The 22,652-nt window shown below is 42.9% G+C and carries 18 protein-coding genes, 2 tRNA genes and 1 pseudogene; 14 read left to right on the top strand and 7 right to left on the bottom strand.

What is annotated here, in order from left to right:
- Nucleotides 1–5 precede the first annotated feature (5 nt).
- The 3 genes from AC1DCV_RS11345 to AC1DCV_RS11335 all read right to left on the bottom strand — a co-directional run bounded on the left by AC1DCV_RS11345 (nucleotide 6) and on the right by AC1DCV_RS11335 (nucleotide 3,114).
- Nucleotides 6–950: an ABC transporter ATP-binding protein gene (locus AC1DCV_RS11345; RefSeq protein WP_477023287.1), complete on the bottom strand. Its 945-nt coding sequence runs from the start codon at nucleotides 948–950 to the stop codon at nucleotides 6–8.
- 56 nt (nucleotides 951–1,006) lie between these two features.
- Complete coding sequence (locus AC1DCV_RS11340; RefSeq protein WP_477023286.1) at nucleotides 1,007–2,566, bottom strand: NAD(P)/FAD-dependent oxidoreductase; 1,560 nt, start codon at nucleotides 2,564–2,566, stop codon at nucleotides 1,007–1,009.
- A gap of 161 nt (nucleotides 2,567–2,727) precedes the next feature.
- Nucleotides 2,728–3,114: a DUF3127 domain-containing protein gene (locus AC1DCV_RS11335; protein ID WP_079469647.1), complete on the bottom strand. Its 387-nt coding sequence runs from the start codon at nucleotides 3,112–3,114 to the stop codon at nucleotides 2,728–2,730.
- A gap of 552 nt (nucleotides 3,115–3,666) precedes the next feature.
- On the opposite strand from AC1DCV_RS11335, the gene dnaA reads away from it, so the two are divergent.
- The 3 genes from dnaA to AC1DCV_RS11320 all read left to right on the top strand — a co-directional run bounded on the left by dnaA (nucleotide 3,667) and on the right by AC1DCV_RS11320 (nucleotide 6,427).
- Nucleotides 3,667–5,100, top strand: coding sequence for a chromosomal replication initiator protein DnaA (gene dnaA / locus AC1DCV_RS11330; RefSeq protein WP_079469646.1), 1,434 nt, complete (start codon nucleotides 3,667–3,669; stop codon nucleotides 5,098–5,100).
- Nucleotides 5,101–5,488: 388 nt separating this feature from the next.
- A tRNA-Ser gene (locus AC1DCV_RS11325) sits at nucleotides 5,489–5,577 on the top strand.
- 727 nt (nucleotides 5,578–6,304) lie between these two features.
- Nucleotides 6,305–6,427 carry a hypothetical protein gene (locus tag AC1DCV_RS11320; protein WP_477023285.1) on the top strand — a complete coding sequence of 41 codons (123 nt, stop codon included), beginning with the start codon at nucleotides 6,305–6,307 and terminating at the stop codon, nucleotides 6,425–6,427.
- Between the two features lie 49 nt (nucleotides 6,428–6,476).
- On the opposite strand, the gene chrA is transcribed toward AC1DCV_RS11320, so the two are convergent.
- Complete coding sequence (chrA, locus tag AC1DCV_RS11315; RefSeq protein WP_477023284.1) at nucleotides 6,477–7,808, bottom strand: chromate efflux transporter; 1,332 nt, start codon at nucleotides 7,806–7,808, stop codon at nucleotides 6,477–6,479.
- A 582-nt stretch (nucleotides 7,809–8,390) separates the two neighbouring features.
- Between chrA and AC1DCV_RS11310 the strand changes: the two genes are divergently transcribed.
- From AC1DCV_RS11310 to AC1DCV_RS11275, 8 genes are all read left to right on the top strand, one after another.
- Complete coding sequence (locus tag AC1DCV_RS11310; RefSeq protein WP_477023283.1) at nucleotides 8,391–8,798, top strand: hypothetical protein; 408 nt, start codon at nucleotides 8,391–8,393, stop codon at nucleotides 8,796–8,798.
- Nucleotides 8,799–8,987: 189 nt separating this feature from the next.
- Nucleotides 8,988–11,384 carry an ABC transporter permease gene (locus AC1DCV_RS11305; RefSeq protein ID WP_477023282.1) on the top strand — a complete coding sequence of 799 codons (2,397 nt, stop codon included), beginning with the start codon at nucleotides 8,988–8,990 and terminating at the stop codon, nucleotides 11,382–11,384.
- A 166-nt stretch (nucleotides 11,385–11,550) separates the two neighbouring features.
- Nucleotides 11,551–11,624, top strand: a tRNA-Pro gene (locus AC1DCV_RS11300).
- Between the two features lie 97 nt (nucleotides 11,625–11,721).
- Nucleotides 11,722–12,204, top strand: a complete 483-nt coding sequence (locus AC1DCV_RS11295; RefSeq protein ID WP_477023281.1) for a hypothetical protein — start codon at nucleotides 11,722–11,724, stop codon at nucleotides 12,202–12,204.
- Nucleotides 12,205–12,509: 305 nt separating this feature from the next.
- A complete protein-coding gene (gene phnA, locus AC1DCV_RS11290; protein ID WP_441573326.1) occupies nucleotides 12,510–13,757 on the top strand; it encodes a phosphonoacetate hydrolase in 1,248 nt (415 codons plus the stop codon).
- Between the two features lie 94 nt (nucleotides 13,758–13,851).
- Nucleotides 13,852–15,327: a phosphonoacetaldehyde dehydrogenase gene (gene phnY, locus AC1DCV_RS11285; protein WP_477023280.1), complete on the top strand. Its 1,476-nt coding sequence runs from the start codon at nucleotides 13,852–13,854 to the stop codon at nucleotides 15,325–15,327.
- 141 nt (nucleotides 15,328–15,468) lie between these two features.
- Nucleotides 15,469–16,791, top strand: a complete 1,323-nt coding sequence (locus tag AC1DCV_RS11280) for a DUF5690 family protein (RefSeq protein ID WP_477023279.1) — start codon at nucleotides 15,469–15,471, stop codon at nucleotides 16,789–16,791.
- A gap of 5 nt (nucleotides 16,792–16,796) precedes the next feature.
- The gene (locus AC1DCV_RS11275) at nucleotides 16,797–17,921 is read left to right on the top strand and encodes a 2-aminoethylphosphonate--pyruvate transaminase (RefSeq protein ID WP_477023278.1); all 1,125 of its coding nucleotides are present in this window, start codon (nucleotides 16,797–16,799) and stop codon (nucleotides 17,919–17,921) included.
- Between the two features lie 94 nt (nucleotides 17,922–18,015).
- Here the strand turns inward: AC1DCV_RS11275 and AC1DCV_RS11270 are convergent.
- A pseudogene (locus tag AC1DCV_RS11270) lies at nucleotides 18,016–18,340 on the bottom strand (glycine cleavage system protein H).
- 92 nt (nucleotides 18,341–18,432) lie between these two features.
- Between AC1DCV_RS11270 and AC1DCV_RS11265 the strand changes: the two are divergent.
- The 3 genes from AC1DCV_RS11265 to AC1DCV_RS11255 all read left to right on the top strand — a co-directional run bounded on the left by AC1DCV_RS11265 (nucleotide 18,433) and on the right by AC1DCV_RS11255 (nucleotide 20,720).
- Nucleotides 18,433–19,236, top strand: a complete 804-nt coding sequence (locus tag AC1DCV_RS11265; protein WP_477023277.1) for a DUF6597 domain-containing transcriptional factor — start codon at nucleotides 18,433–18,435, stop codon at nucleotides 19,234–19,236.
- A 61-nt stretch (nucleotides 19,237–19,297) separates the two neighbouring features.
- Nucleotides 19,298–20,155 (top strand): SDR family oxidoreductase, encoded by an 858-nt coding sequence (locus tag AC1DCV_RS11260; protein ID WP_477023276.1) that lies wholly within the window; start codon nucleotides 19,298–19,300, stop codon nucleotides 20,153–20,155.
- Nucleotides 20,145–20,720 carry an ASCH domain-containing protein gene (locus AC1DCV_RS11255; RefSeq protein WP_477023275.1) on the top strand — a complete coding sequence of 192 codons (576 nt, stop codon included), beginning with the start codon at nucleotides 20,145–20,147 and terminating at the stop codon, nucleotides 20,718–20,720. Before AC1DCV_RS11260 ends, AC1DCV_RS11255 begins: the two co-directional genes overlap by 11 nt.
- Here the strand turns inward: AC1DCV_RS11255 and AC1DCV_RS11250 are convergent, their stop codons facing one another.
- Both AC1DCV_RS11250 and AC1DCV_RS11245 read right to left on the bottom strand, forming a co-directional pair.
- Nucleotides 20,721–21,479 carry a LytR/AlgR family response regulator transcription factor gene (locus AC1DCV_RS11250; protein ID WP_477023274.1) on the bottom strand — a complete coding sequence of 253 codons (759 nt, stop codon included), beginning with the start codon at nucleotides 21,477–21,479 and terminating at the stop codon, nucleotides 20,721–20,723. It abuts the gene before it with no gap.
- 12 nt (nucleotides 21,480–21,491) lie between these two features.
- Entirely contained in the window at nucleotides 21,492–22,598 is a 1,107-nt protein-coding gene (locus AC1DCV_RS11245) for a sensor histidine kinase (RefSeq protein ID WP_477023273.1), read from the bottom strand.
- Nucleotides 22,599–22,652 lie beyond the last annotated feature (54 nt).

Below are 22,652 nucleotides of genomic sequence, written 5' to 3'. Positions count from 1 at the left end.
AATAATCAGATCAGTGGAAGAGCTGCCACGTTGGCGGTGGCATTTTCAGTTTGCTGTACCTGGGTGATAAATACCTCGTTGATGGAGGGAAGGATTTCTTCGAAATAAGTGACAGGGATATCCTGGCGGATAAAATGCAGCAGGATATCGTTGGTGGTGCTGTCTTCATTCATTTTCACCGTAAACGCCTTATCATGTGTTTGCACAATATTAAAGTGCCAGGTGGCCATTTGAGCCGGATTAGGCATAGTACCCAAACCTACTTTGAAGAGACCTTGTTTAAAGTCCTGCTGTATTTGTTGTACGCTGCCATCCAGGATCTTACGGCCTTTGTTGAGCAGCATGATATGATCGCAGATTTCTTCCACCTGTTCCATACGGTGTGTAGAAAAGATGATGGTAGTGCCTTGCTGGCTGAGATTAAATATTTCCTGTTTGATCAGGTTGGAATTAATAGGATCCAGGCCGGAAAAGGGTTCATCCAGTATCAGTAGTTTGGGTTGGTGCAGGATGGTAGAAATGAACTGTACTTTCTGTTGCATGCCTTTACTGAGTTCATCTACTTTTTTATTGTACCAGGAATTGATATCGAACTTATCGAACCAGTATTTGATTTTCTCTACTGCTTCTTTTTTACTGAGTCCTTTCAGCCGGGCCAGGTAGAGGGTTTGTTCGCCTACCATCATTTTTTTATACAGGCCTCTTTCTTCCGGCATATAGCCGATGTATTGTACATCGTTTTCCGGATCGAATTTTTTGCCGTTAAAAAGTATCTGGCCTTCATCGGGGTAGAAGATGCCGGTAATCATGCGTAGTAGGGTTGTTTTACCGGCACCGTTGGGTCCCAGTAATCCGAAGATGCTGCCCTGTTGTATATCAAAGCTAACATCATCCACCGCTTTATGGGTTTGATAATGCTTTTTCAGGTGTTTAACTTCGAGTAGGTTCATGGTGAAAAATTAATGATTAATCCGCAATAATTAATCATAATATGCTACCCGGATATTTATCGTAGTTTATCGGCAATAATGGCGGCCACGCGTTCTCCGTCCATAGCGGCAGATACGATACCTCCGGCATATCCGGCGCCTTCTGCGCAGGGATATAGGCCAGCTACCTGTGGATGTTCGAGTGTGTCATTGTTGCGGGGAATACGTACCGGGGAAGAGGTACGTGATTCTGTTGCCACGAGTACCGCATTCTCTGTATAGTATCCTTTCATTTTACGGCCAAATGCTTTAAAGGCGCCTGCGAGGCGTTGGTGTACTACTTTGGGCAATACAGTACGGAGGTCGGTGCTTTGCAGGCCGGGTACATAGGAGCATGCGGGCAGGGAGGCCGATACTTTTCTGGCAACGAAGTCGGTCATTCTTTGTGCAGGCGCTACGAAGTTACCGCCGCCAGCGATGTAGGCCTGTCTTTCAACTGCCTGTTGAAAATACATGGCAGCGAGTGGGCCGTGGTGTGCAAATGGAGCAAAGTCAGATTCATCTACTGTTACCACCATACCGGAGTTGGCGAAGGGGTTATTACGTTTGGATGGGGACCATCCGTTTACAACCAGTTCACCGGGATCTGTAGCTGCGGGGGCAATAATGCCACCGGGGCACATACAGAAAGAAAATACGCCGCGGCCATCTACCTGTTCCACCAGGCTATAGCTGGCGGGGGGCAGGAATTCACCACGTACATCGCAGTGATACTGGGCGCTGTCGATCAGTTCCTGCGGGTGCTCTATTCTGACACCGAGGGCGAAGGGTTTAGCTTCCAGTAAAATATTTTGTTGGTGCAGCATGATAAATATATCACGTGCGGAGTGGCCGGTGGCCAGGATTAATTGTTTGCCTTCAAAGATTTGTCCGGATGCGGTTTGTACGCCGGTAACGGCGCCATCTTTCATTTGTATGGCGGTTACTTTTTGTTCGAAGTGCACTTCTCCTCCGCTGTCGATAATTTGCTCCCGCATGGCTGTGATGATATGTGGGAGTTTGTTGGTACCAATATGTGGATGCGCATCGATCATTATTTTATCTTCTGCGCCGAAGTGAACAAATATGTTGAGTATGCGGTTAATGTCACCACGCTTATTGGAGCGGGTGTATAGTTTACCATCGGAGTAGGTGCCGGCTCCACCTTCGCCGAAGCAGTAGTTGGAGTCGGGGTTTACGATACCGGTTTTATTAAGTGCTGCGAGGTCTCTTCTTCTTGCTCGTACATCTTTACCACGTTCAATGATAACAGGCTTCAGGCCTGCTTCTATGAGCCGGAGTGCAGCAAAGAGACCTGCGGGGCCTGCGCCTGCAATCAATACCCGTGGGGCATTGGCTGGCAGGGAAGGATATACCGGATGGGTATGTTGCCTTTCGATGAATGGTTCATTTACAAACACCTGTAGGGTAAGGATAAAGAATACTTGTCTGGAACGTGCGTCTATAGAGCGTTTCAGCAGATTGAATCCTGTAATGTCTTTGGGTTTTACACTCAGAGCAGCAGCGGCGTGCTGTGTGATATGTGTAGAAGAGGCGGCATCTGCCGGCAGTAATTTGAGAGATATTTGTTGTATCATATTAGCGGTTAGGTGGTTATCCTAAAACTGCTGCAAAGATAGCTAATAAGGGTAAAAGCGAAAAGCATAAAGCAAAAAGCTATTGAAGCGAAGACAGTAGCGGTTTTATACGCTTCCATCTTCGCTTCAATAGCTTTTTGCTTTATGCTTTTCGCTTATGCTTAAAAAGGCAGATCATCACCACCATCACCTCCGCCGGCAGGCATCTGAGGTGTATTGTAGTTAGGCTGAGGATCTGTACCCGGAGCAGGTGCTGCCATTACAGATTCCATACGCCATGCATCCAGGTTGGTGATGTAATTTACTTTACCATCTTTTTCCCATCTGGTGCCTTTGATATTGAAATAAACTTTAACGTTTTCACCTTCATTGAACCGGTCAACAATACCAGTGCGGTCTTGCACCGACTGAAACTTAATGTAGTTGTTGATAACACGGCCATTGATGTCATCGGACTTCTCTATAACGAACTCTCTTGTCTTAAAAGTTTCGCTACGTTGTACCGTGTTGTACTTCACAATCAGCTTTCCGGTAATTTCAAAACTCATAGAAAAATTATTTTAAATTCAGAAGGGTCAAAGATAAGGTATTCGCCTTAGTGCGTGCAAATATTTTTTATTAATCCGGTGCGCGCGGATATAAATAAATTGTTTCATAATAACTATCCCCGAATACATTTTTTTAAATGGAGATACTAACATAGTTTTGCACCCTCTCCGGAAAAAGTGTGAATATCTCGGCTTTTATCAGTGAACGATTTTTTTTGAGAGAAAGGATACAATATTATTTTATCAATTATATATCCATATTTATGATAAAAAGGAGAATGAAGAAGATAAAGGTGCTGTTAATCAATGGGGTTTATAGTATTGAAAACCTTGTCACGTCAGGGCTGTAAAGCCACGGCAGTAGTGGAAAGAGGAGTTTTGGTACTCTGTAATCAGGAGAATATAAACAAGGGTAGATAAATTTTTTTTTTCAACATTTTCTACAGATATTCGTCATCCTGTCTGAAAATTTTTCAACATCCTGCGTTGGGGAATTTCGAATTCGAGAACTAAGCATCCTTAATTAAGAAACAACTAATTTTTTTTATCTCAATGAATAAAACTTGCGAACAAGTTTGGGAAAAGTGTCTTAATATAATTAGGGATATAGTAGAATGGCAGCCGTTTAAGACATGGTTTGAACCTATTAAACCCATTAAACTTGAAAACAATGTTTTAACCATCCAGGTCCCCAGCCAATTCTTTTATGAATACCTTGAGGAGCATTACGTGGGATTGTTAGGAAAAACCATCAAGAGAGAATTAGGCAAAGAAGCCAGGTTGGAGTATCGCATTGTAGTCGAGAACGGTACACCACATCAGCATCCCAGGACAGTAAACATGCCTACGCAGTTTACAAAACCTCAAAAAGACAATGAAGTAGATTTTCCTTTAACGATCCACAACCCGGTTAAGAATCCCTTTGTTATTCCGGGTATTAAAAGGGTACAAATTGACTCGCAGCTAAATCCCAACTATACGTTTGATGCGTATGTAGAAGGAGACAGTAATCGTGTGGCAAGACGTGCAGGTAAAACGGTGGCTGAGAAGCCCGGTGGCACCTCTTTTAATCCGTTGGTAATATATGGCGGTGTAGGATTGGGAAAAACCCATCTTGCACAGGCAGTAGGCAATGATGTGAAACGTATACATCCTAATAAAGCGGTGTTGTATGTAAGTGCGGAGAAATTCATTAATCAGTTTATAGATCATTCCAAGAATAACATCATCAACGATTTTATTCACTTCTATCAGTTGATAGATGTGTTGATTGTAGATGATATCCAGTTCTTTGCCCGTGCAGAGAAAACGCAGGATGCTTTCTTTGCTATCTTCAACCATTTACACCAGTCTGGCAAGCAACTGATCTTAACGTCTGACAAGGCGCCCAAAGATCTGGATGGTGTACAGGAAAGGTTGCTGAGCCGCTTTCGCTGGGGCCTGAGTGCAGACATACAGATTCCTGATTTTGAAACCAGGATGGAAATCCTGGAAATGAAAATGCGGAATGATGGACTGGAGATGCCGAAGGAAGTAGTGAAGTACGTAGCATACAATATTCAGACAAATGTACGCGAACTGGAAGGCGCCCTCATTTCATTGCTGGCACAGTCATCACTGAACCGCAAAGAAATAGACCTGGAGTTAGCGAAGCGGGTGCTGAAATCTTTTGTAAAAACTTCTTCCAAAGAAATTACCATCGAAAGCATACAAAAAATGGTGTGCGAATATTTTGATGTGCCTTATGATAAGCTGTTGCAAAAAACACGTAAACGTGAAATTGTGCAGGCCAGGCAGATTACCATGTATCTCGCTAAATCATTTACCAAAAATTCCTTGAAAACAATCGGTGAACATTTTGGTGGCCGTGATCACACTACCGTGATTCATAGCTGTCAGACAGTGAAAGACCTGATGGATACAGATAATAACTTCCGTGACAGTGTAATTGAATTGCAACAGAAAGTACAACTGGCCGCCATGTAAGGCCCATCCCCATAAACCTATTTTACGGATGCCATTCTTTTCAGAATGGCATCCGTATTTTTATCCTGCACTGTATTTATTATATAATGTTTATTTTATATTCGATTGGCATGACTCCTTTCAGTCATCACGCGCGGAGACTATATGTCTGATGCAGCCGGTTGACCATTTTTTTAACGATCATTTATCTGTTTTATATGCCGGCATTCGAAAAGGAGAAATTGCTGCATTGCGCTGAAAAGCCTATGGATAAAGGGATTTACAAGCACCATGTTTGTCGGTAAAGTATTCCTGTACCCGGTTTTTTGAAAAAAAATCAGAAAAAAATGAAAATGCTTTTGGAGAATATAAAACTTTTCCTATTTTTGCAACCCCTTCAGGGAAATACGGAGAGATGCCTGAGTGGCCGAAAGGAACGGTTTGCTAAACCGTCATACGGGTTAAACTGTATCGAGGGTTCGAATCCCTCTCTCTCCGCAGAGATTAAAAGCCTTCAAGTCGTAAGATTTGAAGGCTTTTTTCATTTGAGCATTTCTTCTGCTGCATACCCTCTCCCTTATGATGGCACCTCTATTTATAAGTATAGATGCCTGGTTAAAAATCAGGTGCTCCAGTTTATAATCTTCAAACTTCATCAATTTTATTGCTGCGGTGTACGTGTCTTCCTTCTTTTATGACTCCAGACTTAAAAGGAAATTTTTTAAAGCAATGGGCCACCGGAATTAAGAATCAGGATTTCTTACAAAACAGCCAGCCCTTTTCATCAGCAATTTTCGTCTTTACCCTTTGGAGATAAGAAGCATAGTCTTGAAGGGACCTGATGTTGATTTAATCATCCGGTGAGAGTTTTCTTCATCTTACAAAATGGGGTGATGGTGTAAAACATTTTTGCTCGCAGACATCCATCACTTTTTCAAAAATTATGAGAAGAGCTTTCAGGATGCTCTTAAAGGAGAAAGTGTGGATGCGGAAAAAGTAGCAGCTCAATTCGCAGAATATTTTTTAGAAGCCAGCCCAAAGAGTTTGATGAGCGCCCATATGATAAAAAGTTTATAGCATCCATTCCCGAAGGATATGAACACTATAAACAAATCGGCACGCAATCCATGAAGATCGGAGAACAAACCATTGCTTTGCCGGATACCTTTCATGCCATGGTAAAGATTCACTGGCTTTCTACCTATCTCCGGAAGATGGTGAAAAAGTGGCGAATGATTTTGATGTGATTTATTTCCTGCAGAAAATAGGAGATGAACCGAAGCTCTTTGCTTTTATTGCCGGAGATGAAGAAGGCTTGTTAAAGGAGAATGGTTTACTGCCGGAATAAAAGTTGACAAGCCTTTCTGCAAGGCTTGTTGTTTAGTGTCCCGTGTTCGCTACCATACTCCCAGTAGTAAATAATGCAGTAACCCATACCCCATACTTAATCCAATCAGGTATAAAATATTCAATTTGAATTGGTGCATCAATACCAGCGAAACCAGTATCCAGGCCAATGCCAGGTGGTCCAGTTTGTTGATCATGATGCCATCCGGGAATAATACATCTTTACCCAGATAAAGGGTAAGGTTCAGTATAACACCCACTACTGCAGCGGTGATTAGTCCCAGTGTATTTTCAATCATGGCGTTGCCATGCGTTTTTTCAATTAAAGGCGCCCCTATGAAAATAAGCAGGAAACAGGGCAAAAACGTGAAGTAAGTTGTGGCGAGTAATCCCACTGTTCCCATCCATAAAGACCCGCCAAAATGGTTGTATCCTGCCATAAAACCCACAAAAGACAATACGATGATCAATGGACCGGGTGTCGTTTCTGCCAGGGCAAATCCGTCCATCATTTGCAGTTTACTCAGCCAGTTCAGTTTCGTAACGCTGAATTGTGCTACATAAGGTAACACTGTATAGGAGCCACCAATGGTCACGAAGGCTGTTTGTGTAAAGAAGATACTCAGGTGTTGCCAGAAACTAAAATCGCTGAGGAACAAAAAAAACAGGAGAAAAGGAAGCAGCCAGAGAAGGAGGCCCGCCCCCAGTAGTTGTAATACCGGTTTTAATTTTAATCCACTGTCAGCAGTCAGCGTATTTTTATTCAACACATATCCGCTTTCATCTGCTGTTGCTTCGGCTTGCGTTGGCTTTGTCTGTAATGCAGCAGGACGTATCAGTCTGCAGCAAATAGCGAAAATGATGGTGCCTCCAATGATGGTAATGAGTGAAGTGTTGAAAAAGAAGATGCATACAAAAGCTACTACAGCTACAAAATAATGCAGCGGACCATGCAAGGCTTTCCGTGCTATCTTAAACATCGCCAGAACGATGATCGCGATCACTGCCGGCTTTAAGCCGGCAAACAGGGAGGTAACCCAGGGGATGCTGCCAAATAATACATAAGTGATGCTGAGTGCCAGCAGTATAAACATAGAAGGTAATACAAACAATATTCCGGCTGCCAGTCCTCCCCGCTTTCCATGTAACAGCCATCCAATGTAAATGGACAATTGTTGGGCTTCTGGTCCTGGCAGTATCATGCAATGATTGAGGGCGTGCAGGAATTTACTGTTGCTGATCCATTTTTTCTTGTCCACCAGGTAGTCGTGCATAATGGCTATATGTCCTGCGGTACCGCCGAAGCTGATCCATCCTAATTTGAACCAGAATATCAACGCTTCTTTAAACTCCGGATGAGGTGTTATTTTTTGTTTTTCCATATAAATTTAAATACCTCCCTTCCTGCGCAGTAAAAAAAGTACGGGCATAGTATCGCCATATTGAACACTACGTGTGGCCAGTTACCGTCATCTAAGAGATGTATAAAGCGGAAGGAATTATCCGGCAATAAGCGCCGGTTTTAAGATTGTTTTGCTATTAAAAAATGCGCTGTCTTTCAGCGGTGATGATATGATGCAAAGATATGTTTAAAATGGCTTCTGTGCAATGTTTTGGGGTGTTTATTTGCGGCGGAATAAGGCGCTTTTCAGCCTGTGAAATGAGTTCGGTGATCGCAGGGTAATCCTGGTTGGCGTGCGGCGAAATTTGAGGCTCTTTTGCTTTTTTTGAATTGAAAGAGAAGGCGTGTTTAAATATCACTTCCTGTATCAGGCGTGATGCTAAAATTGAAAGGAACGTTGAGTAACAGGGATCGGGGAAATATTGTTCCGGAGTATCATGCGGAGAGTTGCTATTAGAGAGGAATTATTGCCTTTTAAGGAGATTTTAAGCTCCGAAAAGCGACGTTATTGTTCGCTGGCAAGGAAATTGGTTTACTGCCGGTACTAAAACAATAAACACACATGAAAAAGTTAATTGCTGCAATCGCTATCCTGCTGGCGGTATCTCCGGCCTTCGCACAAACAGCTGCGCCTAAACAAGCCCCTGCTCCGAAACAGGCACCTGCTCCGGCCGCCGCACCTGCTCCTAAAGCATTGCCTGCTCCTGAAAAGCGCGCAGTTGCTTATACCGATGAGTTAAAGACTAAATTACATCTCACCGATGATCAATACCAGAAAGTGCTGGCGGTAAATACAGAATGTATACGCCGGAAGGATGCGCTGAAAGCAAGCGGCCAGAAAGGCGGACCAGGTTCCAAAGAAATATCTGCCTATCGCAAACAGCAGTATCAGACAATCCTGACACCAGATCAGCTTACGCAGCTGAAAGCTATTAATGCACAGAACAACGGAAAGAAGAGCGCCGAATAATAGATTGGCATCATCGTTTTAAAGGGAGTAGTATATGCTACTCCCTTTTCTGTGCGCCCTAAAATCGAACGATTTATGTATTGCTACCGAACATGTTATTTATTTTTACATGTGTAAGGGCGTTGTTTTTAATATTTCTATAACTGGCATTTTATTGGCGCCCCGCAAAAAAGAATAATTCATTATCGTATGTTCAGGAGCTATCTGAAATCAGCCTTCCGGAATCTTTTCCGGCACAAATTATTTTCCGGGCTTAACATTTTTGGGTTAGCCACAGGGATGACCTGTAGCATACTAATTTTTTTGTGGGTGCAGGATGAATTAAGCTATGATCAGTTTAATGCGAATGCTGGCAGTATTTACCGGTTAACCGGCCAGGTGTCGGGTATTAATGCAGCGGTGGTGCCTGTGCCAATTGGTACCGCCATTAACGAGGGTATTCCCGCTATTAAGCGCGCTTTCCGTATTTCTGCGTTGCAAAGTATGGTAACAATAGGCACCCGGAAATTTGAAGAGAAGAACATCTATTATGCCGATACCAACTTCCTCCGCATTTTTAGCTTCCCGGTATTGCAGGGCGATGCCAGGAGTTTATTGGTGCGACCTGATGGGGTAGTACTAACGGAGAGTGGCGCCAGGAAATATTTTGGCAGTGCTGACCACGCGATGGGACAAACCCTGCACATCGATAACGATTATAATGGGAACGATTTACAGGTGACAGGTATATTAAAAGATATTCCTCATAATTCGCATCTGCAGTTTGATATGCTGGTGCCTATAGAATTATATGGCAGGACCATTAATCTGCAGCAGGCCTGGGCTAATTTTGATGTGTATACCTATCTACAGTTGAACGATCATTTTCATGCTACTCCAACAGCATTGGCATCGCTGCAACAACAGATCATGAATGTTTACCGGAAGAATGATCACTCCGGCACCAATGGGAAGCTTTTCCTGCAAAGCCTGTCAGATATACATCTGCATTCCAGTTATATGCTGGATGTAGCGGGTCAGGGTAGCTATGCGCATGTAAGAATCTTCTCGCTGATCGCCATTTTTATTCTGCTGATCGCAGGGATCAATTTTATGAACCTGTCTACCGCCTTATCCGGACAACGTGCCAAAGAAGTGGGTCTGCGTAAAACAGTGGGCGCTCTTCGTTCCCAACTGGTGATACAGTTTTTGAGTGAGGCGTTGTTGCTGTCGTTTATTTCCCTGCTGATTGGATTAATGATGGCGGTGGTGCTATTACCATTGTTCAATGATCTGGCGGCCAAATCTATTGCTATTCATCTGCTCAATGTAAAGATGCTGGCGGGGCTTGCCGGAATCGCCGTAGTTGTTGGACTGCTCTCGGGAAGCTACCCGGCGTTATTTCTCTCATCTTTTAACCCGGTGAAAGTGTTGAAGGGTGTGAAAATGCTGCATGGGCGTAAAACGTTTTTCAGAAACAGCCTGATTGTAGTGCAGTTTTCTATTGCCGTGATCCTGATCGTGAGCACTATTGTTGTTTATAAACAGCTGCAGTTTATCCGTACCATGGATATTGGTTATAATAAAGATAACCTGATGTATGTGCCTATCCCCCGCCTGGGTGACCTGCAGGGCAACCAACAGGCTATAAGAACAACGATGAGCCAATACCCGGATATCACCAATTACTCTTTTATCAGTCACTTGCCCACTGATTTGGCCACAGGTACCAGGTCAGTGGAGTGGGAAGCCAAAACGCCACAGGACGATCGTGTTTTCCCGCAACTATGGGTAGACGATCAGTTTGTGAGCACTTTTGGGATGCACATAAAGACCGGCAGATTTTTTTCGAAAGCCTTCAAGGGAGATGATGACAATTTTGTAGTGAATGAAGCAGCGTTGAAAGTGATGCACCTGGAAGAGGCCACTGCAGTTGGGAAGAAACTTGCCATGGATGGCAGAGCAGGGGTAATTGTGGGAGTTGTGAAAGACTTTAATTTTAAACCAATACAGCAACCAATAGAGGCCCTCATTATCAGAAATGGCAGTGCAGGGAATTTTAACGGAAATACCGGCTATATCGTTATCAGAACTACATCTGCCAATATGGATCATATGCTGGGTACCATGAAAAAAGTATTTCGACAGGTATATTCGGATTTTCCTTTTTCCTTTGGATTTATTAATGAAGACTTATCCAGGTTATATATAGCAGAACAGCGCATGGGCAAGTTGTTTAACATCTTCGCCGTACTCTCCGTTATTGTTTCCTGCCTGGGACTTTTTGGGCTCACTACTTTTGCTACCCAAAAACGTATCAAGGAAATAGGCGTCAGAAAGGTGCTGGGAGCCAGCGTAGCTGGTATTGTTGGGATGTTATCAAAAGATTTTATTAAGCTGGTGGCGTTTTCATTGATCATTGCCTTTCCCATCGCCTGGTGGGTGATGAATAAATGGCTGCAGAATTTCGCCTTTCATATTCATCTCGAATGGTGGTTTTTTATCATTGCCGGCGTCATTGCCATCGTTATTTCCTTTATGACGGTGAGTTACCAATCTATCCGTGCAGCGATGACTAATCCTGTAAAAAGTTTGCGATCTGAGTAATGGGAAATGCCCTGTGCTGGCATGTTTTATCGGATCTTCCATTTTTTATCAAAAAAAATTTGTTTTTATGTGAAACATTTTCCTACATTTGCACTCCGCAATTGAAGCAATGGTAGCGCCACAAGGGCCGCCGATAAAGCAGAGAGAACGGACTAAGAAGGGATTTCGGGGCGTAGCGTAGCCCGGTATCGCGCCTGCTTTGGGAGCAGGAGGTCGCAGGTTCGAATCCTGCCGCCCCGACTTAGAAAATTGAAGCCTTACAGTGTAAACTGTAAGGCTTTTTTTATGTTTGCAGGAGCGTAAGCTTTACCCGAAATGATACCTATAACAATACCCTATGAAAAAGCAGCCAATCAATTTACCCTATAGTTTGTTATTATTAACTGCGTTAGTATTGGCTATTATTCCTTTGTTTTTTGAAGGACAAAGTGAAGTCATACATTTATTTCATCACACTGTTTTCATCGCCTCGGAATTTCTGATGTGGATGGCTGCATTTATCTTTTTGCTTGGTTGGACCATTTATGTGATAACGGGAAAATTGCTGTTAACAGGGGCGTTGACCTGGATTCACGTACTGATCACGATAATAATTTCTTGTTTTCTGCTGATGGTGCGCGTATGGGTATTTAAGTATCCATCAGATAACCTGGAAGTTATTCTTTACAAAGGAGTAGTACGAAGTACCCCAAGGGAAATCAAAATATCCCTGCTTTTGAAGCTCTTGTTTGTAATAGGACAGTTAACGTATGTTGTGAATATAATAGGTGGGATTATTAAAAATAGAAAAGAAAGAGCTGTTATTATGCCTTCAAAATAAGATCTTACCATTTATCTCCATTTTAGATATTATTGAATTTTTGTTCCCCTTTTGTCCGCTTTTATTCACTATCATACTGGTTTTCATTCTTTATCCTCTCCTTCCTCTCTCTACACAAGCGTTTGCGTAAGTTTAGTATTTGTGAACTTTTTATTATAAATGTTTGTATATTTATACTATACTTTTATAAGTATAACTAAACATTTGTGTACTAAAGTAATTCTTTATTCAAGGAGCCAGCCATTGATGGGCCGCTCCTTGAATCTTGTTTATAACATATAACATAATATAAAATAAAATCAGTGATGAGTAGTATTTCAACGCAGGCGTTTTCAGCAAATGGTATCCAATATACACCGGCTGCAAAACCTATTGTAGTAATCTGTATGGATGGGTCGGCAGATGAGTACCTGGACACCACCATGGCATTTGATCGTATGCCCAATCTGAAAAAAATGGCGTTAGCCGGTTATCGTGGGATGGTGCGTGGCGCTTTACCTTCTTTTACCAACGTAAATAACTCATCTATTGTAACAGGTGTTACACCAGCGGTACATGGTATCAGTGGTAACTTTTTCTATGATGCAGCGAAAGACCAGGAAGTAATGATGAACTCTGCAGAATACCTGAGAGCAGAGACGTTGCTGGCTGCTGCTGCTAATGCGGGAAGAAAAGTGGCGGTAGTTACTGCTAAAGAAAAACTGAGAGATATCCTTTCTCACAAAATGCAGGGCATTGCTATCTCTGCTGAAAAAGCAAACCAGGCAAAGAAAGAAACACACGGTGTAGATGGTGTGGAAGAAATTGTAGGACACCCTACTCCCGTTATTTATAGCGCTGATGCGAGTTTGTTTGTACTTCGTGCAGGCGTTGCCTTTATAGAACATGGCCTGGCTGATTTTCTGTACCTGTCGCTCACAGATTACATGCAGCACACATATGCACCCGATGCTGCCGCCTCACTGGATTTTTATGAAGCAATGGATGCGGAAATAGGAAAGCTGATAAAACTGGGCGCTATTGTAGGTGCTACCGCGGATCACGGAATGAACGCAAAAGTAAAAGCCGACGGCAGCCCGAATGTATTGTTTGTGGAAGATATGCTGGAAGCGAAATTCGGAGAAAATGGTTTCCGCGTGATCTGCCCTATTACAGATCCTTATGTGAAGCACCACGGCGCTTTAGGGTCTTATGTAGTGGTACATGTAAATGATAAATCAAAGATCACGGAAATCAAAGACTGGCTGGCCATACAACCCGGTATTACCGAAGTATATGATAAAGCCACTGCCGTACATGTGCTGGAGCAGCCGGAAGACCGCATCGGTGACCTCGTAGTATTATCCGGAAGAGATGTGGTAGTAGGCCGCCGTCCACAATACCACGACCTTTCTGCACTGGATGGTACTTTACGCTCCCACGGCGGACGTTATGAAGAAATGGTTCCTATGGTCATTTCCCATCCCCTGAATGAAACCTACAAAATGAAAGCAGCTGGCGATCCAAGAAATTTTGACATTTTCGATTTCACCGTGAACGGAACAAATAACTAATACAGCAGCCACTTGCTACTTAAATAAAACAGAGGAGGCATTGTAACCGTGCAGGTTGACAATGCCGCTTATCAAAAGCAAATAACTATTTATTATGAGCGAGCCTCTCATTCCAACAATACAGGAAAAAGTCAGCAACCTTAACAACACATCTGTTATCACGCTACCATGTTATGTTGCAGGAAAAGCTATTGAATCAGATAAAGTATTGGAAGTCCGCAGCCCCTATGATAATCGTTTAGTGGGTACCGTTACATTGGCGAATGCTGCGCATGCAGAACAAGCTATTGAAACGGCATTAAAAGGTGGACAAAAACTAACCAGGTACGAGCGTTATGTGATCCTGGAAAAAACAAGACAACTGCTCACCGAGCGGAAGGAAGAATTTGCGCAGGTGATCAGTGCAGAATCCGGTCTGGCTATCAGGGAAGCCCGCTATGAAACAGGCAGGGCACATGATGTGCTGATGTTTGCTGCCATTGAAGCGTTGAAAGATGATGGACAGATATTTTCCTGCGATATTTCACCCAGTGGTAAGGCGCGTAAAATTTTTACGCTGCGGGAACCCTTATCACTGGCTGTTTGTATCACGCCGTTTAATCATCCGCTTAACCAGGTAATACATAAAATCGCACCTGCTATTGCGGTAGGTACACCAGTGATCCTGAAGCCATCAGAAAAAACACCACTCACTGCTGTGAAGCTGGTAGAACTCCTGTATGAAGCAGGATTGCCGCATTACATGCTGAGCGTGCTGCTGGGACCTACCAAAGAAATAGCAGAATCGCTCGTGAAAGACAGCCGCGTGGAAATAGTATCATTTACCGGCAGCGTGGCGGTAGGTAAACATATTGCTGCCACCGCAGGATATAAAAAAGTGATCCTGGAATTAGGTGGTAACGACCCATTGATTATTATGGAAGATGCAGACCTGGATAAAGCCGTATTCCTGGCCGCCGAAGGCGCATTCCGTAATAGTGGTCAGCGTTGTACTGCCGTAAAAAGAATACTGGTTCACGAAAAGATAAAAGACGCTTTTGTAGAAAGATTTGTGGCAAAAGCAAAAGAATATACCAGTGGTGATCCTGCCGATGAAAACACCAAAGTAGGCACCGTGATTGATGAAGCGGCGGCTATTTACCTGGAAACAGTAGTGAAGAAATCGGTGGAACAAGGTGCCAAAGTAGTATTGGATGGAAAAAGGAAAGGAGCATTGCTGGGACCCACTGTGATCATTGATGTACCGAGAAACGCAGAAATGGTGGTGCATGAATCATTTGGTCCATTGGCTCCTGTGCTCACATTTAAAGATATTGATGATGCGATTGCCTTAAGTAACAGTACGGCCTATGGTTTATCCAGCGGTATCGTTACCAATAACATGGAGTATGCGCTCCGCTTTGTAAAGGAATTAAAAGTGGGAACAGTGAACATTAATGAAGTACCTGGTTATCGTATCGAAAGCTCACCTTTTGGCGGTATCAAGGATTCAGGCCTGGGTGTAAAGGAAGGCGTGATTGAAGCCATGAAATGTTTCACCTTTGTAAAAACATTTTCAATGCCATGGTGATGGTAAGAAAATAATCGATTCGTTTAAATAAAAGACGCTCCAGGATTATTTCCTTGCGGGGCTTTTTAGAATTGACTGGTGTAATAACTGGTTGTGCCGAAACTCAATACCATCTGTAAAAATTAGTAAAAATAATTTTCGATGAAATCAAAATCGAGTGTACTTACCAACCAACTTAACAGTTCAAAACCATTTTTTATTGCATGGTCTATGATAGCGGCTTTTGGTGCCTACTTCTGCATGTATGCCTTTCGTAAACCCTTTACTGCCGGTACTTATGCAGGGCATCATTTCCTGGAAATGGATTACAAAGCCGTATTGATTGTTGCACAGGCATTGGGATATATGACATCCAAGTTTATTGGCATTAAAATTATTTCCGAGCTGAAACCTAAAAATCGTCAGAAACTGATCATTAGTTTAATTCTTTTTGCAGAAGTAAGTCTATTCTTTTTTGGATTGATACCTGCACCCTATAATTTCATTTTTCTTTTTTTTAATGGCCTGCCACTGGGAATGGTATGGGGCATTGTTTTTAATTACCTGGAAGGACGGCGTTTTACGGAGGCATTGGGAATGGGGTTGAGTATTAGCCTGATCGTGTCTTCCGGCATTTTAAAAACAGTCTACTTTACCGTACATGGCTGGCTACCTGCTGTTTCCGAAATGTGGATGCCTTGTTTGATCGGTTTTCTTTTTCTTCCGTTATTTCTTTTTTTCTCCTGGATGCTGGCTACTATTCCTCCTCCTACAGAAACAGATAAACTATTGCGTGTAGAAAGGGTGCCTATGACGAAAGATAATAAGAGAGCGGTATTAAAAGAAGTGGGAGGTGGTGTGGTGTGTTTTGTGTTGATGTACGCGTTTTTGGCCACCATGCGCGATTTTCGTGATAATTTTTCTGTGGAAATATGGAATGAAATACAGCCTTCCTGGGATAAGTCGGTGTTTTCACAAACGGAGATGATCAGTGGCCTGGTAGTATTAATTTCAGTAGGTTGTTTGTCGCTGATACGAAATAATATCAGAGGTTTTTGGGCCACGCAATGGCTGATCTTATTTGGTGTATTGCTTTGTGGCGGTAGCACCCTGCTTTTTCAATTCCGGCAGCTAACACCATTCTGGTGGATGTTGCTCACCGGCATGGGATTGTTTTTAGCCTACATTCCTATACAGGTAGCCGTTTTCGAAAGAATGATTGCCTTATTTAAACTAAAAGCCAATGTGGGCTTTTTCATTTACATCTGCGATGCCCTGGGATATATGGGCAGTGTAGCGCTGCTTTTATACAAAGAGTTTTTTATGAGAGATATGAGCTGGTCTAAAGTGCTGATGCATTTCAGTTACCTGCTCACATTGACAGGTGCAGTGCTCCTATTATTGATTGCCTTATTTTTTAACCGTAAGATGGGGCGGAAAAATCCCGAAGTGAATAACCTGAAGAAATTACAACCTTTAATTTAATGAACATGAGTCAAAAGAAATTATTGTTTACACCTGGTMCGCTTTCCACCTCCCTCACTGTGAAAGAAGCGATGCTACGGGATATGGGATCAAGAGATGATGAATTTGTAAATGCGGTGAAACAGATCCGTAGTGAATTATTAACACTGGCACATGTTACAAAAGAAGATGGATATGAGACCGTATTGGTACAAGGCTCCGGTACGTTTGGTGTAGAAAGCGTAATTAGTAGTGTGGTGGGTAAAAATGATCATCTGCTCATCCTGGCCAATGGAGCTTATGGCGACCGGATTGCGAAAATGGCAGGTATTCATCAGCTGCGTCACCAGGTGGTGAGATTTGCGGAAGATGAAATTGTAACAGCAGCAGCTACCAGGGAATTACTGAATGCCCATCCGGAAGTAACACACGTAGTCTGTATCCATAGCGAAACCACCACTGGTTTATTCAACCCTATTGCTGAAATAGGCGCTGTTTGCCGGCAGTTTGACAAAGTATTCATTGTAGATGCTATGAGTAGCTTTGGTGGGGTAGAAATGAATATGAAAGCGATGGAAATAGACTTTTTAGTATCTTCTTCCAATAAATGTATTGAAGGTGTACCGGGTTTTGCTTTCGCCATCTGTAAAAAAAGTGAGCTGGAAAAAGCTAAAGGACAGGCACGCAGTCTGAGCCTCGATTTATACGAACAGTGGGCCGGACTGGAAGKAAACGGACAATTCAGATTTACACCTCCTACCCTGAGTCTGATGGCTTTCCGCCAGGCCATGCAGGAGCTGAAAGAAGAGGGTGGCATTGCTGCAAGAGAAAAAAGGTATAAAGAGAATAAAGCTGTATTAGACGAAGGGATGTCAGCTCTGGGATTCAAGCAGTATCTCCGTCCGGAAATCCAGGGACATATTATTTCTTCCTTCCTTTATCCGGAAGATCCTGCGTTTAACTTTGAACGCTTCTATGAGCAGCTGAATGAGCGTGGATTTATTATTTATCCGGGAAAATTAGGCAAGGCAAATGCATTTCGCATCGGTAATATCGGACAGATATTCCCGGAGGATGTAAAGGCATTGGTGGCGGCTATAGAAGAAGTGATGAAAGCGGAAGGAGTAACGAATGGTACGGCAGTAGCCTGATATACGTGGATTGTTGCGACGCTGTCGTAACAATCGTTTAATTATCACAAAACGCCTTACAGGATTCCTGTAAGGCGTTTTTGTGATAATTTATTTATCCTGCACTCTCTTCTTTACAAAAATCATCATACGCCTTCGCTGTCATCAGGTTTTTCACCTCATCAGGAGCATTCATTTTTAATTTGACCATCCAGCCCTTCCCATATAGGTGTAAAAAGTTCAATAACGGCCTTCACTGATTCAACAGTGCCAAATGCGTTATAGGTATCAATGGTACTGTCTTTTTGCGGCAGCTCTCCGTATACGATTTGGCCCAATTGTTTTTGAGATTGAGCCGTAATACCTATGGTAGCATTGTTACCGCTTACGAGCACCCAGGTATGGTCCTTTGAATAACGTAGGTTTTCGGGTGTAGTCATGGTTATGGAGGTTTAGTTACCTTTGAGATGGTAATAGAACGTTTTGGGCCGGATTTTGTTTATAAGTGTGTTTTACTGTTAATAATTAATTAATGAGATACCAGCAAATACTGCCTATTTCTGCGCTTCAGAATTATATCCGGTTTTTCTGGGTACTGGAAAACACCTGTGCAAATCCCATCCAAACACATTTTAAAATAATCCCCGATGGCAATCCCGGCCTCGTTTTTCAGAATAACAGTACCTTCCTCGATTGCTATCATCAAAAGTTGCCCAATACTTTTTTGTACGGACAATCCACTCAACATGCCGAACAAACATCTATAGGGCCATTCAAATCTATCGGTGTTTATTTCCAGCCGGATGCTATCAGTACTATCTTTGGTATCCATGCTGCTGAATTAACAGATCAACTTCAGGATCTGGCTTTAATAACCGGTATAAACCTTGGTGAACAATTGCTGAACGCCGTATCCATAGCACAAAGTATAGATGTATTGTCTGCTTTTTTCATCTCCCTGATTAAAAAAAATAAAAGAAAGGAAAATAATAAAGTGAAGTATTGTTTATCCAAAATACAGGCGGCAAAAGGAAATGTAGTACTTAAAGATTTCCCACGGGAACTCTATATCTCCGAAAGTAATTTTGAAAGGTCTTTCAAACAAACGGTAGGCATCTCTCCTAAATTATATACCCGCATTACCCGATTCCAGGCCTCATTAAACCAGTTGCGCAGTCGTCAATATCAGCAATTGTCGGATATCGCATTCGAAAACAATTACGCCGACCAATCGCATTTTATCCGGGAGTTCAAATCATTTACCGGTATGATACCTCATTATTTCCACCGTCAAACGAATGAAATAGTGACCAATTTTCCTGAGCTACTAAAATAATGTTGCCGGTTCTGTTCTATTTTGAGGTGCTAAGCTGTCATAGCTTTGTTGGAAAAAGTATATGATAGCAATAACGGGCGCTAATGGGAAACTAGGAAAAGCAACAATCCACCACCTGCTACAACAGGTCGCACCCACCCAGCTCATCGCCATTGTGCGTGATCCGGCTAAGGTACTGGAACTTCAAGAGGCGGGTGTGCAGGTGCGCAAGGCGAGCTACGATGATAAACATTCATTGCAGCAGGCATTACAGGGAGTACAGCAATTATTGCAGATATCCACCACCAGTATAGGCGCTACAGGAATTGAACAGGAATATAATGTGGTAATGGCTGCACACCAACAAGGGGTAAAACGTATCATTTATACCAGCAGTGTTGATCCCCGGCCCAACGCTTTTTGTCTGTCAACGCAACAGTCATTGCAAACCGAAAATGCCATCCGGAAAACGGGTATCCCCTATACTTTTTTTCGCAATAGTCTGTATATGGAAGCTATCCCGGAGTTCATTGGTAATGCCCTGGAAGAGGGTGCCATTTACTACCCCGCCGGAAACGGTAAAGTAAGTTTTGTATCCCGGCTGGATATTGCGGCGGCATTAGCGCAGGTGATACTTCATAACGGTTATGAGCGCAAAATATATGAAATCACCGGTGAACAGGCGTACAGTTTTCATGACATCGCCGCAATACTGTCTGCGCAGAAGGGAACCGCTTTAGACTATGTAGATATCACTGAGGATACCTACCGCAGTGCATTAACGACCTTCCACTTACCACCGGGAATCATTAATTTACTGGTCAGCATGGCCGCGGGAATTAAAACCGGCGAATTTTCTCATACCGACGATACACTCGAAGTATTATTGCAACGGAAAAGGACTTCCTTAACGGATTATCTCAAAACATATGCTGTTTAAACAAACACATCTTGACGGAATAAAATCCGGAGAAATCTCCCTCGCCTTTCGCAGATGGAAGAAGCTCTCGGTGAAGGAAAACAGCGAAGTAAAGACAGCGGTGGGAGTTGTCCGTATAGGAAAAGTAAGCACCGTTAGCTTAACGGCCATCACGAAAAAAGATGCAATGGCGGCGGGATTTGCACAGGTGGCTGACTTGCTGAAATTATTGCAATCTGTTCCCGAAGGAGATATTTATAAAATTGAGGTTCGTTATCATGCGGAGGATCCGCGCATATCCCTGCGGGAACAAACTGTACTGACACCCGAAGCTTTTGAGTTACTTCGCAACAGGTTGACCCGGTTGGATCAGTACAGCAAACAGGGCGAATGGACAACCACGCTATTAACTGTTATCCGCGATCATCCGAAATTAAAGGCGGCGGAACTCGCCGTTAAAACAGGAATGGAAAAGGATTGGCTGAAACTACATGTCAGAAAATTGAAGAACCTGGGATTAACCATCAGTCACGATCCCGGCTATACACTTTCTCCATTGGGAACTGCATTTTTAAGCAGGTTATAATTACTTGTCCAGCCACTGTTTAAATAAGGGTACTTTTTCCTTACTCACCAGTACTTCTCTTTCCGGGTCGCGTTTAAGCTTGATTTTCAGCTTGCCGTTGAAATAGTTTTGTATGTTATCGATACCGCTGATGTTGATAATATGCTGGCGGTTAGCGCGGAAAAACTGATTAGGATCCAATTGTTCTTCCAGTTCATCCATGGTTTGTGTGAGGGCCACCTGGGTTTTATCTTTCAGCACGAGGTGAGTCACGTTGAATGCATAAAATATAAAGTCAACATCATCTACCAACACGGTTTTATAACCATCACGGAATGGCAACATAAACCGGGTGCGGTAGGTAACTTCTTTTTGTTTAAAAAACTGAAGTAACTGTTGCACCATTTCCGTGGGACCAGGTTGTGGCGCGTGTTTTTTAATGCCTTCCAGCGCCTGTTGCAGATCATCTTTTTCAATAGGTTTCAGCAGGTAATCCACACTGTTTACTTTAAATGCGCGGATCGCGTATTCATCGTAGGCGGTGGTGAAGATAACAGGACAGGAAAGTTCTACCTGCGGAAAAATGTCGAAAGACAAGCCATCTGCCAGGCGTATATCCATCAATGCCACATCGGGATGGGGATGTTGCTTAAACCAGTCTACGCTGGCAGAAACAGTATCCAGGGTTGCTTCTATGATGATAGCAGGTGAAATATCCAACAGGATATTTTTTAAGCGGGTAGCGTTTGGTTTCTCATCTTCAATAATCACAACGCGCATGACAGTTAGTTTTTAAAAATCAAGTAAAGGCAGTATCACCATAAACTGTCCGTTTTCTTCTTTAATTTCTGTGGACAGATCAGACAGTAGTCGATACCGGTTCCGGATATTCTCCAGGCCCAGTTTGGTTGACGGAATGTTGGTCGGGATGAGCTGTATATTATTGCTGACGGTTAATTTACCAGCGTCATCGAGGTAAATACGAATATGTAAAGGTTGTGCCGTGGATGCCACATTATGTTTGATAGCATTTTCGATCAGCAGTTGCAGGGTGATTGGCGGAATGCCCCTGGAATTAATGGCTTCCGGAATATCGGTTTGTATATCTACATTTTCCCCGTGACGGATTTTTATGAGAAAAGCAAAGGCCTGTATAAACTTCAATTCTTCCCGCAGGGTAATGATATCGTTATTGAGGTTGATGATCATGTAGCGGTACACCCTCGACAGATTTTCGAGAAATGACAGTGCAGTACTTTTATCTTCTTCAATGAGTGCCGACAGTGTACTGAAATTGTTGAACATGAAATGTGGGTCCAGCTGCAGTTTCAGCGATTGCAACTCTGCCTGCATAGCAATCTGTTTCAGTTCTGCCGCGTTGAGTTTTAATTCGGCGGCTTCCAGCATGGATGTTTTCCAGCGTTGCAGCAGGTAGTTCCCGGTTTGTACCGCGCTGATCAGAATAGACATCATGACACATACAAACACAAACTGCCATTCGTCTAGTTTATCCGGCCCGTTTTCTTTTAAATCCGGTGGTGGGCCGAATAAAAAGCTAAGTACTACTGTGAGGATGGTTAATAACAGGAAAACAGAAATGACCTGGCAAAATAACTGTGCAATGAATCGTTTTAATGGCCATTTTTCCCAGGGTATCCGTTTATCCATCCACCGGGCAGAGATGAGGCTGAATTCCGTAATCAATCCACACACGAGCATCATCACCGACCATTCAATCAGCAGGTCCTTCCAGCTCCTGGTATGTATTGCCGTCCAGTATTTACTGTATGGATTTACCAGGTAAGACAACAGGAAGTACAGGAGAAATATCATGGGAATGATGAATATCCTGTAATACCTGTTGAATAATTTTGTTTGTTTGTTTTGGTAGTGATTCATTGTTTGTATTTAGTAAGCAGTACAGCCACGCTTAAATATAAATAATTCGGTGGT

It is taken from the genome of Chitinophaga sp. 10T418, assembly GCF_056394125.1.
Note: the sequence above shows the minus strand (reverse complement) of the source record. Positions and strands in the feature narration are given on the sequence as shown.

Excerpts from the sequence above, each read along its gene's own strand:
- AC1DCV_RS11335 (WP_079469647.1), bottom strand. The coding sequence starts at position 3,114 with ATGAGTTTTGAAATTACCGGAAAGCTGATTGTGAAGTACAACACGGTA.
- AC1DCV_RS11260 (WP_477023276.1), top strand. The coding sequence starts at position 19,298 with ATGATAGCAATAACGGGCGCTAATGGGAAACTAGGAAAAGCAACAATC.
- AC1DCV_RS11250 (WP_477023274.1), bottom strand. The coding sequence starts at position 21,479 with ATGCGCGTTGTGATTATTGAAGATGAGAAACCAAACGCTACCCGCTTA.
- chrA (WP_477023284.1), bottom strand. The coding sequence starts at position 7,808 with ATGGAAAAACAAAAAATAACACCTCATCCGGAGTTTAAAGAAGCGTTG.
- AC1DCV_RS11340 (WP_477023286.1), bottom strand. The coding sequence starts at position 2,566 with ATGATACAACAAATATCTCTCAAATTACTGCCGGCAGATGCCGCCTCT.
- AC1DCV_RS11280 (WP_477023279.1), top strand. The coding sequence starts at position 15,469 with ATGAAATCAAAATCGAGTGTACTTACCAACCAACTTAACAGTTCAAAA.
- AC1DCV_RS11345 (WP_477023287.1), bottom strand. The coding sequence starts at position 950 with ATGAACCTACTCGAAGTTAAACACCTGAAAAAGCATTATCAAACCCAT.
- AC1DCV_RS11305 (WP_477023282.1), top strand. The coding sequence starts at position 8,988 with ATGTTCAGGAGCTATCTGAAATCAGCCTTCCGGAATCTTTTCCGGCAC.
- AC1DCV_RS11245 (WP_477023273.1), bottom strand. The coding sequence starts at position 22,598 with ATGAATCACTACCAAAACAAACAAACAAAATTATTCAACAGGTATTAC.
- phnY (WP_477023280.1), top strand. The coding sequence starts at position 13,852 with ATGAGCGAGCCTCTCATTCCAACAATACAGGAAAAAGTCAGCAACCTT.
- dnaA (WP_079469646.1), top strand. The coding sequence starts at position 3,667 with ATGAATAAAACTTGCGAACAAGTTTGGGAAAAGTGTCTTAATATAATT.
- phnA (WP_441573326.1), top strand. The coding sequence starts at position 12,510 with ATGAGTAGTATTTCAACGCAGGCGTTTTCAGCAAATGGTATCCAATAT.
- AC1DCV_RS11255 (WP_477023275.1), top strand. The coding sequence starts at position 20,145 with ATGCTGTTTAAACAAACACATCTTGACGGAATAAAATCCGGAGAAATC.
- AC1DCV_RS11295 (WP_477023281.1), top strand. The coding sequence starts at position 11,722 with ATGAAAAAGCAGCCAATCAATTTACCCTATAGTTTGTTATTATTAACT.
- AC1DCV_RS11310 (WP_477023283.1), top strand. The coding sequence starts at position 8,391 with ATGAAAAAGTTAATTGCTGCAATCGCTATCCTGCTGGCGGTATCTCCG.
- AC1DCV_RS11265 (WP_477023277.1), top strand. The coding sequence starts at position 18,433 with ATGAGATACCAGCAAATACTGCCTATTTCTGCGCTTCAGAATTATATC.